We start from the raw sequence: 15,746 nt of genomic DNA, 5'->3' as shown, positions 1-15,746 counted from the left end.
ACATCCGGATCCAAGTAGTTTGGCGGTTTTGGTCTAATATTATCACTTGGGGCTATCCTCATTGGCATTGTACTTATAACAAGGATATTTCACTAACAAGGGCTTATCTCGTATTAGATTTAAGGGTTCTGTTGCAAAGTTTTCTAAACTAAGCTACACTTTCGAAAAAGAAAACGAGGAGAATTACAGATGGGATATTTTAAAGGAAAACAGTTCAAGAAGGATATTATTTTAATAGCCGTTGGCTACTATTGTCGTTTTTCTTTAAGTTATCGCGATGTGTCTGAAATTCTCAAAGAACGTGGTATTTCTATTCATCCAACAACTATCATGCGCTGGGTTCATGAATATGGAAAACTTATCCATCAAATTTGGAAAAAGAAAAACAAAAACACATTGTTATCTTGGCGTTTGGATGAAACCTATATCAAGGTGAAAGGGAAATGGTGTTATTTATATCGAGCAATTGATAAAGAGGGACAAACACTTGATATTCAACTTCGTCAAAAACGGGACACACAAGCAGCATATGCTTTTATGAAAAGACTTGTTCAATCTTTTGGAGAACCAACGGTTCTGACGACAGATAAGGTCCCTTCTTTAGCTTCCGCATTCAAAAAATTAAAGGAGATAGGTCTTTACAAAAATACCTTTCATCGTACAATCAAGTACCTCAATAATATCATTGAGCAAGATCACCGGCATGTGAAACGTCGATTCTCCCGTTCTTTAGGATTTCAAAGTCTTCGCCATGCCTCACGTACTATTAAAGGTATAGAAACTGTTCATGCTATATACAAACAAAAACGAAGTCTTCAACCAAACTTCGTTTTTTCCACGTATAACGCATTACACGAATTATTAATAGTTTCATAAAACTGGTCCATAACATTCCCCATTTTTTTATATCTTCGGAAACTTTGCAACAGAACCGTAATTAGTCACTCAGTCCCTTACATGGATCTGCGCAACTATTCGTGTCAAAAGTGCGCAAAATAAAGTGTAAAGTTACAAGCTGAAAAAATTGGTACGAACCAGCGTAACAGAAACGTTCGTTTTTGTTGCGTAATTTAATAGTAAAGGCTACTTTAAAATGGCGAAAAAGATTTGAAATTTAACATGAGTTTCATTAAAGGAAATACTTACTCATGCCATTTTTAAATATAGGCAGGGTCTTAGTCACTAGCTCTTCTGGTGAAATAGGTCTTCCATCCTTATTCCATGTGTATGCAGCTCCGTATATACTCCAACTTAGCATAGTAGATAGGGTTGTTACCAATTGTTTATCCTCTAATTCAATGGTATTTTTAGTTCCTTTTAGCATAAGATCAGCTATTAGCTTCTGTAACTCTTCTTTAATTTTACTTTCTATAATAGTTCCTAAAGAGTTATAACCTTTAGGACATAGGTCGCTTAACTCTTTATGGTGATCACACATGGCTAGAAAAATATTTGCAATGACTTTTTCATTGAATCCCTCGTGATCATTTAGTCTTTTTTTCAATTTGTCTGTAAAAGTATTGGTGATTGTAGAATGTAATAAATCAAATTTATCGTCAAAGTGCGCATAAAATGTAGCGCGGTTAATAGTAGCCTTTTCTGTGATATCACGTACCGTTATATTGTTGAAATCTTTTTCACTAGCTAACGAAAGAAAAGAGTCTACAATCAATTGTCTTGTACGAAGTATTCTCGGATCTTGTTTTGGCATAATCAATCTGTTCTTCTCCTTTTTAGATACATAATGGTGTTTAAAAGCGACAGTGTTAATAGAGATGTTGTGTAAACAACATATTAGCCATTTTGATGGTTGTTAATAGTTCTTTTTCATCTTATCATCAATTATACAACGCGCGTTGTTTAAATAACACATGTTTTTGTTTGAGGGTGTTGATTCAGCAAAAATTGTAGGGATCATTTAGAATCATACCGAAAATATTGTTCAGATGAAACGTGTAAATTCTTTTAATGAGTATTCAAAAAATGTTTGGGAATAAAAAACATTCATCAAAATCATAAAGGAGACAATTATCATGTCAAAAGTATTATTTGTTAAAGGAACACCTCAAAGTGAGGAGCAATCAAGAAGTACGCAAGTTGCAAGAGCATTTATCAATGAATATAAGGAAGTAAATCCAACGGATGAAATAATTGAGGTGGATGTCTATTATGCAAATGTGCCATTAATTGATGCTGATTTTTTAACTGGACAAAAGAAGTTAAGAAGTGGGGAAGCGCTAACAGATGTTGAAGCACAGAAAGTAGAAGCAGTTAATGCATTCACAAAGCAATTTATGGAAGTAGATAAATACATCATTCAGTCTTCAATGTGGAATTTAGGAATCCAACCGTTATTAAAAGCCTATTTTGATACAATCATGAGTGCTGGAAAAACGTTTAAATATACACCAGAAGGTCCAGAAGGATTGATGAAAGGGAAAAAAGCAATCCATATTCATGGAATGGGAGGGTTTTATTCGCAGGCAATTGGAATGGAGCATTCCGATTCTTACGTGAAAGGTGCGCTAAAGTTTGTTGGGATTGAAGTGGTTCCAACGATTTTTGTTGAAGGTATTGACTATGATCCAACTAAAGAAGAAGAAATTGTTGCTGCAGCAATTGAAAAGGCAAAAGCGGTAGCACGAACTTTTTAAAAAAGAGCATTGGTGGGATTAGTTAAAAAGATTTTTATTAACATAATCCCCTCACAGTAGACTAGTACAAAAAGAACGTTAAATTGTACTTAATAATGGAGGGGATTTTTCTATAAAATCAAGAGGACAAAAATTTAAAAACTATTCTTGCTAAGTAATATCAAATTACGTTATACAATTAAAACTGTCAAGCGTAATAGGGAATAGATAAAACACATTCATCAAAATAATAAAGGGGGAACATATGATGAAAGTAGAAATTTGGTCTGATTTTGTTTGCCCGTTTTGTTATATTGGCAAACGTCAATTTGAAATAGGGTTAGAACAGTTTAAACATAAAGAAGAGGTAGAAGTCTTATTTCGTAATTTTCAATTAGATCCATATGCGAAAAAAAATACAGGAATGGATATCCATCAGGTAGCATCTTCCAAGCATGGTATCCCATATGAAAAAGCAAAAGCAAGAAACAATCAATTGAAACAGAAAGCAAAAGAGGTTGGGTTAGATTATCAATTTGATACAATGATTCCTACGAATTCATATGATGCACTTCGTCTTTCTTATTATGCAAAAGAGAAAGGGAAGATACAGGAGTTTATGGAGCGTATTATGAAAGCTCATCTCACGGATTCACTAGATATCGGTGACCATGCAACACTTGCTCAACTTACAAGTGAGATAGGTCTTGATGGCAACGAAGCTTTGGATGTTTTAGCAAATGATAAATATAGCGAGAATATTGCAGCTGATAGAGCCGAGGGATCAAAAATTGGGATTCAGGGCGTGCCCTTTTTCGTAGTGAATGACAAATATGCCATCTCAGGAGCACAACCTAGCCAAGTATTTTTAGAAATATTACAACGGGTTTGGAAAGAATGCTAAGGTTGAAGAGCATAAATTAGAGCCGTCGCTCGATGATTATTGTTCAGATGGAACATGTGAATTTTAATGAATATTCAAAAAAAGATACAGAAATCTCAAAAGAATAATATAGTATTTCAAGGCTCCGGTATTGTTGTACTAAATCTTGAAGTAGTGCCAACTGGTCTTACCCCTGTCAAGTGGACAGATTCAAAAAAGACTATGCAATCAGTGTGTTCCGATATTCGATTGGAGCACACTGATTCAGTTTTTTCTGAAATCGTTCATGATTATAGAACCAAATATAATCCTCAATGGCTCGATAGAGATCGTTTTCTGTTTTACATCCAGAAAAATACATATTCTCTGTTTTGACATGTGAAAAGAAGGATTCAATGCATGCATTATCTAGACAGTTTCCCTTGCGAGAATGACTACCTATTATCCCGAATGTTTTAATTTGATCATTGTATGTTTTAGATGTATACTGGAAACCCTGATCTGAATGAAGGATTGCTCCTTGTACTTCTCTTGTTGTAGCCAGTTTTTTGACAGTATCACTCACCAGTTTCAAATCATTTCGTTTGGATAGCTCCCACGCGACGATTTCATTATTAAAAAGATCTTGGATGGCAGACAGGTAATAGAAACGATCTCCAAGATCTAGATAGGTTATATCTGTAACATAAAGACGGTTCGGTTTATTCGTTTTAAATACACGATTGAGTCGATTCGGTTGTATGATAGAGGCCTTCCGCCCAAAGAAACGGCGTTTCTTTCGAATTACAGACCGAATATTCAGCTCTTTCATTAACCTATACACACGTTTATGATTCACATGAAACCCTTCTTTTTTCAGTGCTATTTGCAAGCGGGGACATCCATAAAAAGGACGTGTATGATGGATAGCCATTAAATGTTTCTTCAAGAGTTGTTCATATTGGTACCTTTTTCTTCGAACTTTCTCCGTTTCTCTCCATTTATAGTAGCCAGATCGGGAAACACCCGCAATCGTTACGATCCAGGTAATAGGATAATTCTTGTGTAATTCGTGAATGATTTCAAAACGTTTTACTTTTGGAACCCATCCTTCCCATGTAGATTTGGATACTGCTTTTTTAAGTATTCAACCTGCGCTTTTAAATAATCTCTTTCTTCCTCGATACTTATAAATGTTGTTTTAGATAAGCGATGAAAGGGATTGAGTTCTCTTGATTCTCCCCCTCGTTGATCAGCCAAAGGCTCACCCTGCTTATGCTTCTTTACCCAATCTTTCAATTGAGTAGGACTTCTAAGCCCTAGTTCATTTGCCAGAATCTGATAACTCTTTTCTCCATTTACATACAGCATGACTGCCTTACGTTTGAATTCTTCTGTATACGGTTGAAATGTTTGTCCTTTTTTAGCCAAAGAAAATCCCCTCCAAATAGAGTGTAACACTTACTTATCAAAAACAGTCTTTTTACACTGTCTACTCAAAAGGGATAATACCATTCTTGAAGAAGCACTTTGCAGCCTTTTGGTCTCTTGTTTTGCTTAGGAAAAAGTCAATGGTGTTTCCTTCGGAATCCACTGCGCGATATAAATACATCCATTGACCTTTTACTTTGATATACGTTTCATCCACTCTCCATGAATCATTTGTACGTTTTAGATGACGACGAAGTCGCTTGTCTAATTCAGGACTATACTGATGAACTCAACGCATAATGGTCGTATGAGCCATCGATAATCCTCGTTCCTCCATCATTTCCACAAGGTTACGAAAGCTTAAGTTGTACCGTAGATACCATCTGACAGTAAGAAGAATAATATCGGGTTGATAATGTTTCCACTTGAATAAATTTTGCTTTTCCATACTGATCACGCCCCTTTTTAGAGTACTAGTATCAGTATGTCCAAGTTTACTAGATTTCTTGCACCAGAACCATTAATACTTTATAATTTGTTTGATGATTTGTAGGACACGGGGGAGGGTGTTAAAAAATGAAACCGACATTAGAAGATGTTGCTTTACATGCCGGAGTTTCACCAACCACCGTTTCAAGGGTATTGAATAATCGTGGTTATATTAGTAAAGAAACTCGTAAGCGTGTTTATGAGTCTATGAAAGCAATTAATTATTTTCCCAATGAGATAGCGAGGTCCCTTTTAGCGAAACAAAGTCACATTATCGGGTTGATTTTTCCTACGGTGAGCAATCCGTTTTTTGGTGAGTTAATTTTTAATATTGAAATGATATGTGAGAAATTAGGTTATAAAGTGTTTTTATGTAATAGCTTAAATCATGTGGATAAAGAAAAAAAGTATTTAGATATGCTATTACGAAATCAGGTAGACGGAATCATTGTAGGTAGTCATAATAGAGGGATATTTGATCAGGTTATAACAAGTCTACCAATTGTTGCTGTTGATCAGTTTATTTCTGAATCTGCTCCAATTGTATCTTCTAATAATTACTTAGGTGGTAAATTGGCTACAGAGCACCTAATAAAAAAAGGTTGTAAAAAGATTATCCATATTGGTGGACCAATACGATTAGATACTCCGACACATTTACGTTCCACCGCATACAAAGATGTGATGGAAGCTAATGGTTTTGAGCCAATTATTTATGAAACGTTTCAAGCTTTTAACCATACTGAAACCGATGAATTAATTAAGCGAGTATTACAGGAAAATCCAGATGTAGATGGTATTTTTGCAAGTGACGATATTTTTGCAGCGAACCTTTATAATAAAGCATTACAAATTGGAATAAACGTACCAGATGAGTTGAAAATTGTTGGTTATGACGGAACTGAAACAGTAAGAAAACTTTTTCCACAATTAACAACTATAAAACAGCCTATTTCTGAAATGGCAGAAATAGCAGTTAAAATATTAGTTAGCAAGATAAAAAATGAGGAAATTTTAACGAATTTGAATAAACCACTTGATGTAAGTCTTGTCGAAGGCAGCACAACATAGTCATATTTTAATAGTGAATACCTTTCACTATTAAAATATGACTTTTTTTGTCAAAAAAGAGAATAGACGTTCATGTAAAAATACAATCTAAGAAGGAGAAATAATACGATTGTTAAAAAGCATGTTATATTAAAAATTAAATTTTATTGAAAAATATGGGATTAACATGTCAAAGGATTGACATGTTAATCCTTTGACATATAATAGAGCTATGAAAACGTTTTAATGCATTAAATAAATTTAATTGAATATTTCCATTCTTTTGTGCAGCTCTCTCGAATGTTGGAGCAAAACGGAATTGTTGCTGTAAGATTTGATCTTGGAGGACATGGAGAAAGTGATGAAGAGTTCTTTAACGTTACAATCTCAAAAGAAGTTGAGGAAGGAAAAGCAATTATCGATTTTGTAAAAAACTTAGGATTTGTAGATGAGACAAAAATTAGTCTCTTGAGGATGAGTCTTGGAAGCGTTGTTGCAGGTGAAACCCCAAATAACATTCAAGCATTATGTATGTGGTCTCCAGCGGCAGTAGTTACAGATGAAATCAATATAGATAAAACTATTCAAGGACAGTCCATTTTGCAAATAAAGGAACAAGAGTATTTTGATTTTAATAGTTTAAAACTTGGTCCGAATTTTATTAATGACGTTGCAGATTTGAAAATCTATTCTAATGCATCTCGATTTAAGGGGGATGTAAAGATTATTTATGGGGATAAGGATTTGATTGTTCCACCTGAATATGCCTTTAAATATAAAGAAGCTTATTCACAAGAAATTATCATAAAAATAGTTGAAGGTGCCGATCATTCTTGGGGGAATATTCCACACAGAGAGGCTTTATTTAAAGAAACGTTAAGTTTTTTCATAAAGATATGAATTAATCTTGAATGAAGGTAGAAAAAAGCTTATTTAACTGAGAAGCAGCATAATAATGATGTTGCTCTTTTCCATTCCATTCATTAGGTAATGAATATCAATTAAAGCTTTTCTTTTAGTGCCTTTCAAAAATTCGGAGGATTAAGATGTTTAATTTGGATGAAAAAATAGAATTTCAAAACAAAAGTAATGATATCTTAACAGTTGGAGAAATTCTTATAGATATGATATCTACAGATTATGATGAGAATTTTGAGTGTAATACTTATTCTAAGTTTTTTGGGGGATCACCATCCAACATTGCGATGAACGTCAAAATGCTAGGAATAAACTCCCTTGTTGCTTCGGCAGTTGGAGAAGATGGATTGGGAAATTTTTTAATAAACTACTTGAGTAAAACGGGGATAGATCCGAGTTGTGTACAGATAGTCGAAGATTCAACAAGTATGGTAGTAGTAACAAAGAGTAAATCAACACCTATTCCTATTTTTTATCGAGGGGCCGACTACCAATTAGACTATACTTTAGAACTTGAAGAGGCAGTTAAAAATTCTAAAATAGTTCATTTCTCTTGCTGGCCAATTTCTAGGATACCATCCCGTCATACTATCGAAAAAGTGATGGAAGTGGCAAAAAAGAACAATAGCCTAGTATGCTTTGACCCAAATTATCATCCCAAGTTATGGCGAAAGGGAGAAGATGGTGTTAAGTATGTTAAATCAATCATAGGTAAGGTTGATATTGTAAAGCCTTCGGAGGATGATGCAGAGAGATTGTTTGGAAAAGATACTCATGAAAAACAAATTGAAAAATTTTTGAATCTCGGAGTAAAACTTGTCATCATGACATTGGGTAAGGATGGAGCAATTGTGTCGAATGGGAAAAAGATGATTTCTTTCAATACATTAGCTACTGCGGTAGTCGATACGACAGGCGCAGGTGATGCATTTTGGTCAGGATTTTATGCTGCGGTGGTGAAAGGATATACGATTAGACAAGCCCTAAATTTGGGATTCGCTGTATGTGCCTATAAATTGAAATATACAGGTGCCGTAATTGATTTACCGAAGCTTGAATTAATTAAAGAACTGTTTGATTGCAGGAGGTTAACAAATGACAGTAAAAAATCAAGTACAACTAATAACATATCCTGATTCACTGGGAGGAAACTTAAAGGCACTAAATCATGTCCTACATCAACATTTTTTAGACATATTTAAAGGTGGAGTGCATATTCTGCCACCTTTTCCCTCTTCAGGGGATAGGGGATTTGCTCCATTAACGTACCTAGAAATTGAGCCAAATTTCGGCACTTGGGATGACGTTCGTGCGATTGGTGAAAATTTTGATGTGCTGGTAGATTTGATGGTCAACCATATTTCCCAGAAGTCTAATTATTTTCAAGACTTCCTAAAAAAAGGACGTAAATCAGAGTATGCTGATTTATTTATTACCTTAGACAAAATTTGGGAAGATGGAGAGCCGGTACAAGAAGACATTGACAAAATGTTTCTGCGCCGGACAATCCCCCATTCTACTTTTACGATTCAGGAAACGGGCAAAGAAGAGAAGGTTTGGACAACATTTGGCAAGAACAATCCTTCAGAACAAATTGATTTAGATGTTAAATCGGAGAGGGTAAAACAACTGCTTACGGATTTCTTTATGAACTTTAAAGAAAATGGTGTGAAGATTGTCCGTTTGGACGCGGTTGGCTACGTAATTAAAAAGCTTGGGACAAGCTGTTTTTTCGTGGAACCGGAAATCTATGAGTTCCTTGATTGGATTATGGAGCTTGCCATTTCGCTGGACATTGAACTGCTTCCGGAAGTGCATGCCCATTACACCACCCAATTCAAGCTGGCTGAGCATGGCTGCTGGATCTATGATTTTATTTTACCATATAGGGTTCTAGATACGTTGATTAATAGGAACAGCAGCGCTCTTTGTGACTATCTCAAGAGTCGTCCGCATAAGCAGTTTACAATGTTAGACTGCCATGACGGAATTCCCATTAAGCCGGACATGGATGATCTTATTAACACAAAAGAGGCTAGAAAATTAGTTGATGTATGCTTGGAAAGAGGCTCAAACCTTAGTCTTATTTTATCGGATGAACATAAAGCAGAGGATGGCTTTGATGTTCATCAAATTAGATGTTCCTATTACTCTGTTCTTAATTGTGATGACGACGCATACTTAGCAGCCAGGGCTATTCAATTTTTTACACCGGGGGTTCCACAAGTGTATTATGTAGGACTGCTGGCAGGGGAAAATGACCTCGAAAATGTAAAGAAAACAGGTGACGGACGTGAAATAAACCGCCACAACTTTAGCCTTGAAGAAATTGAAAAATCCCTTGAAAAAGAGGTTGTTCAGCGGCTGTTAAAGCTAATAAGATTTAGAAATGAGTATGAAGCATTTAATGGGAAATTTAAAGTTTTGGAATCTGCCAATGATGAAATTCGAATATCCTGGAAAAAGGATGATAGATACTGTACATTGTTTATTGATCTTAAAACGAATAAGACGATAATTGATTATATTGACGAAAATGGGGAGGTAACTCAATATTTTGTTTAACAATTATGGCATGGTTTGTGGTGAAACTATGGAATAGAACTCTGCACATATGTCAATGATGCCACGATGGTGTATATCATCGAAAGGGAAAATATGGATATAGGAAACTGAACATAAGTCTAGCATTTGAACTTGTTATTAGGTTGGTTGTTCATTGCGATAAGGATTTGGAGATTGGTCAGACACAAGCTGGTATACGTCATGTTGTACCAATAACTGGGGAAGCATGGGCTCGCTATACGCTACAAGCGGTTCTGGTGCCAATACTTCAGAAGAGATATAGAGAGGCGAAAAGTTTCCTAGTAGAATCTATTTTATGCTGGAAGGCCGAATAGTTGATGAATGAGGTTCACTTGATTTCGGACAGGCTTCTCCCCTTGGAGGGTTTGTCCTTTTTTCATCATATGCATCGCCTCTATACCACTCAGTATGTAAGTGGCAGTACAAAATGATTTCAATCCTAACATAGAACGAACACGTTTCTTGATAAAACGATGATCTTGTTCTACTATGTTATTCAAGTACTTTTGTTGTCTAAGTCGCATACCACCAGGTATGCTTTTTTCTTTTTTCAACTGTTCAATTGCTATAGGATAAGCTGGATTTTTATCGACTGTTATAACACGAGGTTTTGAAACATGAAAAGACTGCAAGGCCTTCTTGAAAAAGCGCTTTGCAACCTTCTGGTCTCTTGTTTTGCTTAGGTAAAAATCGACTGTATTTCCTTTCGAATCAACAGCACGATACAGGTATATCCATTGATCTTTTACTTTGATATATGTTTCATCGGCTCTCCAGGAGTCATTTGTTTGTTTAAGGTGACGTCGGATTCGCTTATCCAATTCAGGACCGTACTGATGAACCCAACGCATAATCGTTGTATGAGAAATGGATAAGCCTCGTTCCCCCATCATTTCTACTAAATCACGAAAACTGAGGTTGTACCGTAGGTACCATCTTACCGTTAACAAAATAATATCAGGCTGATAATGCTTCCATTTGAACCCATTTTCCTTTTCCATACTGATCACGCACCTTTTTTAGAGTAATATTATCAGTATGTCCAAGATTTAGAGATTATTTGCAATTGCCCTGAAGTTTTTGCTCCAGAGCCAAACCAGATGATGTGATTCGTCGCATTGCCATTGTTGGGCATTTGACTCCTAATGCATCTGGTACTGATTATGTAAATAAAGACGGATATTATGTTGAATATGCGACAGGAATCATCCGAGAAATGGAAAATGGGCTAGATGCTATTATTCCGGGAGAAGTTGTTGAGTGGACAGTTCTTTCTTATATACGCGATGCCGTACAGCTTGGAAAAATTAAAGCAATGTTTAATACGGGTCATTTTAGTTTAGAAGAATTAGGTATGAAGTATGCCGCTGAATGGATTGCTGAATTAGTGGAGAACAAGGTTGCAACTTATTATGTTTCCTCAGGGGATATATATCAATTTGAGTGAAGTGTTGGACCAGTACCGTTTCAAACAAATGCTATTAGAAGCTTAACATCCGATAGCGCCGACCCCTTCGGGGGGGTTCGTTTTGGATAACAATACTATCTGACCACGCTCCGATATAGATGATGAATAAGCACTAAAAAGGTATAATAAGACTAAAATGTTGGTGGTGAGTTTATGGCAACAATTACAGATGTGGCAGCAAAAGCTGGTGTTTCTGTACAAACGGTTTCACGCGTGCTGAATAATAGAGGCTATATCAGTCAATCTACAAGAGAAAAGGTACACCAGGCTATGGAGGAATTAAATTACCAACCTAACGAACTCGCTCGTTCTTTGTTTAAAAAAAAATCAAATATGATTGGATTAATTGTACCCAAAATTTCACATCCTTTTTTTAGTGAGCTAGCCTATTTTCTTGAACATTATGCATATCAAAAGGGGTATAAATTACTACTATGTAATTCAAATCGTAATAAATCTAAAGAAAGTAGCTATCTTGAATTATTAAAGAAAAACCAAGTCGATGGTATTATTATGGGTAGCCACAGTTTGGATGTGGATAAATATATTAATCTAAAATTGCCGATTATATCTTTAGATCGCATTATCTCTGAAGATATCCCATATGTTGCCTCAGATAACTTTATGGGAGGAAAACTTGCATCACAATTATTAATCAAGAAAAATTGCAAAAAGCTTGCTTTTGTTTATGGTGGCATCGGAGCACAACATCACAATGCACTGCTCGCAAGTGATAGGTTCAAAGGCTTCATGGAAGAAATAAAAGACACTGGGATTGAATATACCACTTTGGAACTAGATGGAACTGACTCAAAACTAGAATACAATGTAGATAAGATTGCTCGGTTCCTTCAAAAGTACCAGGAAGTTGATGGTTTATTTGCCAGCAGTGATGTAATTGCAGCCCAGGTCATTCAAGCCTGTCTTCAATTAAAAAAGACAATCCCGGAAGAAATCAAAGTCATAGGATACGATGATATTGGTATCGCATCTTTAATATGGCCGCGTCTAACAACTATAAGTCAACCAATTGAAAAATTGAGTGAGCTAACAATCGATTTGATTACAAGGCAAATTGAAGGGGAAGAGGTACCACTTGAAAATATTATACCGGTCTCTACCATTGAAAGGGGTACCACTTAGACTTTCAGTAAATAATAGAAAGTGCTTATTATTTTACAGGTACAAGCCAAACTCGATCTCTTTAACCATAATCCATTTCTTTAAAAAACTACTGGGCGTGTCACTCGGTAGTTTTTTCAGTTTTTGAATAAAATTTTAAAATTCTAATTTCACATAAAATTATGTTAAACGATTGACACATGTATGTTAACCGATTAACATATAAATAACAACCGGTTGATTTAGAATTGTTATAATACATGTAAACGCTTTATAGTATTGGTTTGTAGTGAGAATTAATATCCCTAACGTAACTTAAAAAGTTTAATTGGTTTTTAGTTTGATTTGGCATGTGGTATTGGAATGAAATATGAATAATCACCTTTTTTACCCTTAAATTAGATGAAAACTAAAATTATAGTTGTATCTTGTTGGGGACTACAATAAAACGTTGACCTCTTTATCAGAATTAATGGTATGGATGTAAAGATACATTCGTAATGCGGAAACTTTTTGTAAGCGCTTTATATTCATGGAGGTGCGTTGCAGTTGTGCATGGTTATCGACCTGAGTATATAGCTTTAAAACGCAAGATAATATTATTAAAAAGGGAGGGGGATTTAATCATGAGTGAATCGAGAAGAATACCAAAATTGAGATGGTTTTACTTTTTACCTGTATTATTTTTAATGGGCTTTTTTACATTTTTGAGTTCGTCACTCTTAGCTATTGCCTTACCTGGAGGTATGATGAAAGATTTAGGAATTGCTGCAAGCGTTGCTGGGCTTGCGAGTGGAGTAACGGGTATTGGAGGTATGATTTTACAAATTTCTGGTGGACACAGTGCCCAAAAAGGAACACTTAGAAAATTTTTAGGCATTACAACGATATGCTGGAGCGTAATAACCATTCTTACAGCGTTTGTTACAAACGGTTGGCAACTCATTGTACTCAGATTTCTACTTGGTGTTGCAGAGGGAGCTAGTGTACCAGGCATCATGACTCTTTTGACATACTGGTTTCCTGAAAAGAATGGTGAAAGGAGTCGAGCTATAGCTGTTGTGTTCAGTGCCTCCGGCATCGCAGCAACGCTTACTGGCCCTATCGCTGGGTTTCTAATAGCAATGTTTAACTGGAAAATGATGTTTATCATCTTAGGAGTTATCAGTTTAATTATTGGTGTTATATGGTTTGCTGTAATGTATGACAGACCTGAAGAAGCTAGATGGCTAAGCAAAGAAGAAAGAGACTATATTACTACAACCATTCAAAAGGAACAGAGTGCTTTTGTAAAAGATGAGAACAATAATCTAAGTGGGGATAAGCTGCTACCTATTTTAGGGTATCTTTTAAGAAATAAGTATAGCTGGGCTTTGAGTATCATTGGCTTTTGCGGGGTGTTCGGTCAGATAGGATTTTTTACTTGGATGCCCACAGCTATTCAATCTGTTACACATGCAGGGATTGGTAATATCGGGCTACTAAGTGCACTTCCATCTATATCTGCGATTTTAGGATTGGCAGTATGGTCTAAATTAACAGTGAAGATAAAGCAGCGTCGCCTTAGTACTGGGATACCGCTACTGTTGTTTGCTATTACTCTTGCTTCCTTAGGTCTTTTTTCTAATAGTACAAATGCCGCTTTGTACATCGTTTTGATGTGTATAGTAGGCTTTTTTATACAGGCCTTTATGCCTAGTTTTCACTCAATACCATCTCTTATTTTCTCAAAGGAAGTTGAAGGTGCCGGTAGAGGGATAACAGGAGTTACTTCAGCAATCGGTGGTTTTGCTGGTCCATACCTTGCAGGTATTATTATTTCGATAACCGGTTCGCAAGCCGGCGCCATGTACGTTATGGCAATGATTTTAGTCGTTGGCATGTTAGCATCTTTCATTCTTCCTAAGAATCTTGGTTTAGAAGGACAAGTTGAAAAAAATAATGTATCAGCTTGACTTTCTATTAAAAAAGCTAAGAAAAATATTATTTCAAATTAATAGTGTTCACCCCCTATATAAATTCATCTTAAGTTTTCAACATACTGCTAAAGATATGTTGATTTAAGGGAGGTAATTAAAATACTTTCGACATTAAGTAAAGAAGCTTTATTTCACGCCTATGTACAGGCAATAGCGCAAAAACTTGACCCTTATTTTGTTTTTTTATTGGAAGAAGAGATGTATAGAAGGAATTTACGATTCCAGGACTATGGAATATCTCAACTTCAACACGCTACTTGCTTTATTTTTTATGTCGAAGTAACAAATTGAACTTATATAGTGATACATTCCTTCTTTAAGTAAATGGAATAAGGAATGTATCACCATTTATCTTTTATTTTAATTTATAAAGATGAAAGTAGGAAATAGTAAATGAATGTACAACAAGTGATTGAGACAGTTCTCTCGGATTCATGTGGCGATATGAGACTTGAAAAAACAGGTGATCAATTAATATGCGGGAATCATAATACTGAGGTCAAAGGAATTGTCACTACGTTTATGGCAACGATAGATGTTATTAAGCAGGCTATTGCGGTCGGGGCAAATATGATAATTACACATGAACCCACTTTCTATACGGGGTCGGATGAAACGGATTGGCTTGAGGATGACTCGTTATATCTTGCAAAGAAAATGCTGATCGAAGAAAACAATATAGTAATTTGGCGGTACCATGATTATATGCATATGGCGAAAACGGATAGAATTTATGATGGGCTTCTGCAAGAAATTGGATGGGAAAATAATTTGCTAGAGAAGAACTCGCCTTTCACATACGAAATTAATGAAGTCACTTTAGCTGAACTTGCCGGATTTTTCAAACAGAAACTATCAATGGATGTTATTCAAATTGTCGGCAACCCCGAAATGAAATGTTCGAGAGTAGGAGTGTTAGTTGGTGGAGGAAGCTTAGGTTTAGGCAGAGAACAAATGCCAATGGAGCTAATGAGAAATCATAACTTGGATGTTATGGTGTGTGGTGAAATCACAGAATGGACACTTTGTGCTTATGTCAATGATGCAACCATGCTCGGACTTAACAAGGGAATGATTGTTGTTGGTCATGAGCGGAGTGAGGTATGGGGAATGAAATACATGGCAGAATGGTTGAAGCCCTTGGTAAAGGACATTCCTGTCACTTTTATTGATACGAAAGAACCGTTTCTTTATTTATAAACCTCCAT

Annotated in this window: 14 protein-coding genes and 2 pseudogenes; 12 read left to right on the top strand and 4 right to left on the bottom strand. The window is 35.7% G+C overall.

Going from position 1 to position 15,746, the window contains the following annotated elements:
- Positions 1-189 precede the first annotated feature (189 nt).
- Positions 190-876 (top strand): IS6 family transposase, encoded by a 687-nt coding sequence (locus AB1284_RS26075; RefSeq protein ID WP_429762054.1) that lies wholly within the window; start codon positions 190-192, stop codon positions 874-876.
- A gap of 253 nt (positions 877-1,129) precedes the next feature.
- Here AB1284_RS26075 and AB1284_RS26070 read toward each other — a convergent pair whose 3' ends face one another.
- Positions 1,130-1,711, bottom strand: coding sequence for a TetR/AcrR family transcriptional regulator (locus tag AB1284_RS26070; protein WP_429682098.1), 582 nt, complete (start codon positions 1,709-1,711; stop codon positions 1,130-1,132).
- 322 nt (positions 1,712-2,033) lie between these two features.
- Between AB1284_RS26070 and AB1284_RS26065 the strand changes: the two genes are divergently transcribed.
- Positions 2,034-2,654, top strand: coding sequence for an FMN-dependent NADH-azoreductase (locus AB1284_RS26065; protein ID WP_133338802.1), 621 nt, complete (start codon positions 2,034-2,036; stop codon positions 2,652-2,654).
- A 247-nt stretch (positions 2,655-2,901) separates the two neighbouring features.
- Positions 2,902-3,604, top strand: a pseudogene (locus AB1284_RS26060) (DsbA family oxidoreductase).
- Between the two features lie 132 nt (positions 3,605-3,736).
- Here the strand turns inward: AB1284_RS26060 and AB1284_RS26055 are convergent.
- Together AB1284_RS26055 and AB1284_RS26050 are read right to left on the bottom strand one after the other, a co-directional pair.
- A protein-coding gene (locus tag AB1284_RS26055) for an IS3 family transposase (RefSeq protein WP_429748878.1) occupies positions 3,737-4,926 on the bottom strand; the annotation gives its coding sequence in 2 pieces (ribosomal slippage) (positions 3,737-4,626 and positions 4,626-4,926; 1,191 coding nt in all).
- A gap of 67 nt (positions 4,927-4,993) precedes the next feature.
- Positions 4,994-5,374, bottom strand: a pseudogene (locus tag AB1284_RS26050) (IS6 family transposase); the annotation flags it as partial.
- A gap of 128 nt (positions 5,375-5,502) precedes the next feature.
- Here AB1284_RS26050 and AB1284_RS26045 point away from each other — a divergent pair.
- The 4 genes from AB1284_RS26045 (at position 5,503) to gtfA (ending at position 9,948) form a co-directional block, all read left to right on the top strand.
- Entirely contained in the window at positions 5,503-6,486 is a 984-nt protein-coding gene (locus tag AB1284_RS26045; RefSeq protein WP_429762053.1) for a LacI family DNA-binding transcriptional regulator, read from the top strand.
- Positions 6,487-6,765: 279 nt separating this feature from the next.
- Complete coding sequence (locus AB1284_RS26040; protein WP_429762052.1) at positions 6,766-7,365, top strand: alpha/beta hydrolase; 600 nt, start codon at positions 6,766-6,768, stop codon at positions 7,363-7,365.
- A gap of 146 nt (positions 7,366-7,511) precedes the next feature.
- Positions 7,512-8,519: a carbohydrate kinase family protein gene (locus AB1284_RS26035; protein WP_429762051.1), complete on the top strand. Its 1,008-nt coding sequence runs from the start codon at positions 7,512-7,514 to the stop codon at positions 8,517-8,519.
- Positions 8,479-9,948, top strand: coding sequence for a sucrose phosphorylase (gene gtfA, locus AB1284_RS26030; protein ID WP_429762050.1), 1,470 nt, complete (start codon positions 8,479-8,481; stop codon positions 9,946-9,948). Before AB1284_RS26035 ends, gtfA begins: the two co-directional genes overlap by 41 nt.
- 314 nt (positions 9,949-10,262) lie before the next feature.
- On the opposite strand, the gene AB1284_RS26025 is transcribed toward gtfA, so the two are convergent.
- Positions 10,263-10,970: an IS6 family transposase gene (locus AB1284_RS26025; RefSeq protein WP_429762049.1), complete on the bottom strand. Its 708-nt coding sequence runs from the start codon at positions 10,968-10,970 to the stop codon at positions 10,263-10,265.
- A gap of 104 nt (positions 10,971-11,074) precedes the next feature.
- Between AB1284_RS26025 and AB1284_RS26020 the strand changes: the two genes are divergently transcribed.
- The 5 genes from AB1284_RS26020 (at position 11,075) to AB1284_RS26000 (ending at position 15,738) form a co-directional block, all read left to right on the top strand.
- Entirely contained in the window at positions 11,075-11,416 is a 342-nt protein-coding gene (locus AB1284_RS26020; RefSeq protein ID WP_429762048.1) for a hypothetical protein, read from the top strand.
- Between the two features lie 174 nt (positions 11,417-11,590).
- Complete coding sequence (locus AB1284_RS26015) at positions 11,591-12,580, top strand: LacI family DNA-binding transcriptional regulator (protein ID WP_429762047.1); 990 nt, start codon at positions 11,591-11,593, stop codon at positions 12,578-12,580.
- A gap of 605 nt (positions 12,581-13,185) precedes the next feature.
- Positions 13,186-14,514 carry an MFS transporter gene (locus tag AB1284_RS26010; RefSeq protein WP_429762046.1) on the top strand — a complete coding sequence of 443 codons (1,329 nt, stop codon included), beginning with the start codon at positions 13,186-13,188 and terminating at the stop codon, positions 14,512-14,514.
- A gap of 117 nt (positions 14,515-14,631) precedes the next feature.
- Positions 14,632-14,829, top strand: a complete 198-nt coding sequence (sda, locus tag AB1284_RS26005; RefSeq protein ID WP_429762121.1) for a sporulation histidine kinase inhibitor Sda — start codon at positions 14,632-14,634, stop codon at positions 14,827-14,829.
- 102 nt (positions 14,830-14,931) lie between these two features.
- Positions 14,932-15,738: a Nif3-like dinuclear metal center hexameric protein gene (locus AB1284_RS26000; RefSeq protein WP_429762045.1), complete on the top strand. Its 807-nt coding sequence runs from the start codon at positions 14,932-14,934 to the stop codon at positions 15,736-15,738.
- The last annotated feature ends 8 nt before the right edge of the window (positions 15,739-15,746 follow it).

The sequence above is a fragment of the Bacillus sp. S2(2024) genome (assembly GCF_050474045.1).
GTDB classification, from domain to species: domain Bacteria; phylum Bacillota; class Bacilli; order Bacillales; family Bacillaceae_G; genus Bacillus_A; species Bacillus_A yunxiaonensis.
This window is presented reverse-complemented; position numbering and strand designations above follow the sequence as displayed.

Bases quoted from the DNA above. Each gene is read 5' to 3' on its own strand.
- AB1284_RS26075 (WP_429762054.1), top strand. From the start codon at position 190: ATGGGATATTTTAAAGGAAAACAGTTCAAGAAGGATATTATTTTAATA.
- AB1284_RS26070 (WP_429682098.1), bottom strand. From the start codon at position 1,711: ATGCCAAAACAAGATCCGAGAATACTTCGTACAAGACAATTGATTGTA.
- AB1284_RS26065 (WP_133338802.1), top strand. From the start codon at position 2,034: ATGTCAAAAGTATTATTTGTTAAAGGAACACCTCAAAGTGAGGAGCAA.
- AB1284_RS26045 (WP_429762053.1), top strand. From the start codon at position 5,503: ATGAAACCGACATTAGAAGATGTTGCTTTACATGCCGGAGTTTCACCA.
- AB1284_RS26040 (WP_429762052.1), top strand. From the start codon at position 6,766: ATGTTGGAGCAAAACGGAATTGTTGCTGTAAGATTTGATCTTGGAGGA.
- AB1284_RS26035 (WP_429762051.1), top strand. From the start codon at position 7,512: ATGTTTAATTTGGATGAAAAAATAGAATTTCAAAACAAAAGTAATGAT.
- gtfA (WP_429762050.1), top strand. From the start codon at position 8,479: ATGACAGTAAAAAATCAAGTACAACTAATAACATATCCTGATTCACTG.
- AB1284_RS26025 (WP_429762049.1), bottom strand. From the start codon at position 10,970: ATGGAAAAGGAAAATGGGTTCAAATGGAAGCATTATCAGCCTGATATT.
- AB1284_RS26015 (WP_429762047.1), top strand. From the start codon at position 11,591: ATGGCAACAATTACAGATGTGGCAGCAAAAGCTGGTGTTTCTGTACAA.
- AB1284_RS26010 (WP_429762046.1), top strand. From the start codon at position 13,186: ATGAGTGAATCGAGAAGAATACCAAAATTGAGATGGTTTTACTTTTTA.
- AB1284_RS26000 (WP_429762045.1), top strand. From the start codon at position 14,932: ATGAATGTACAACAAGTGATTGAGACAGTTCTCTCGGATTCATGTGGC.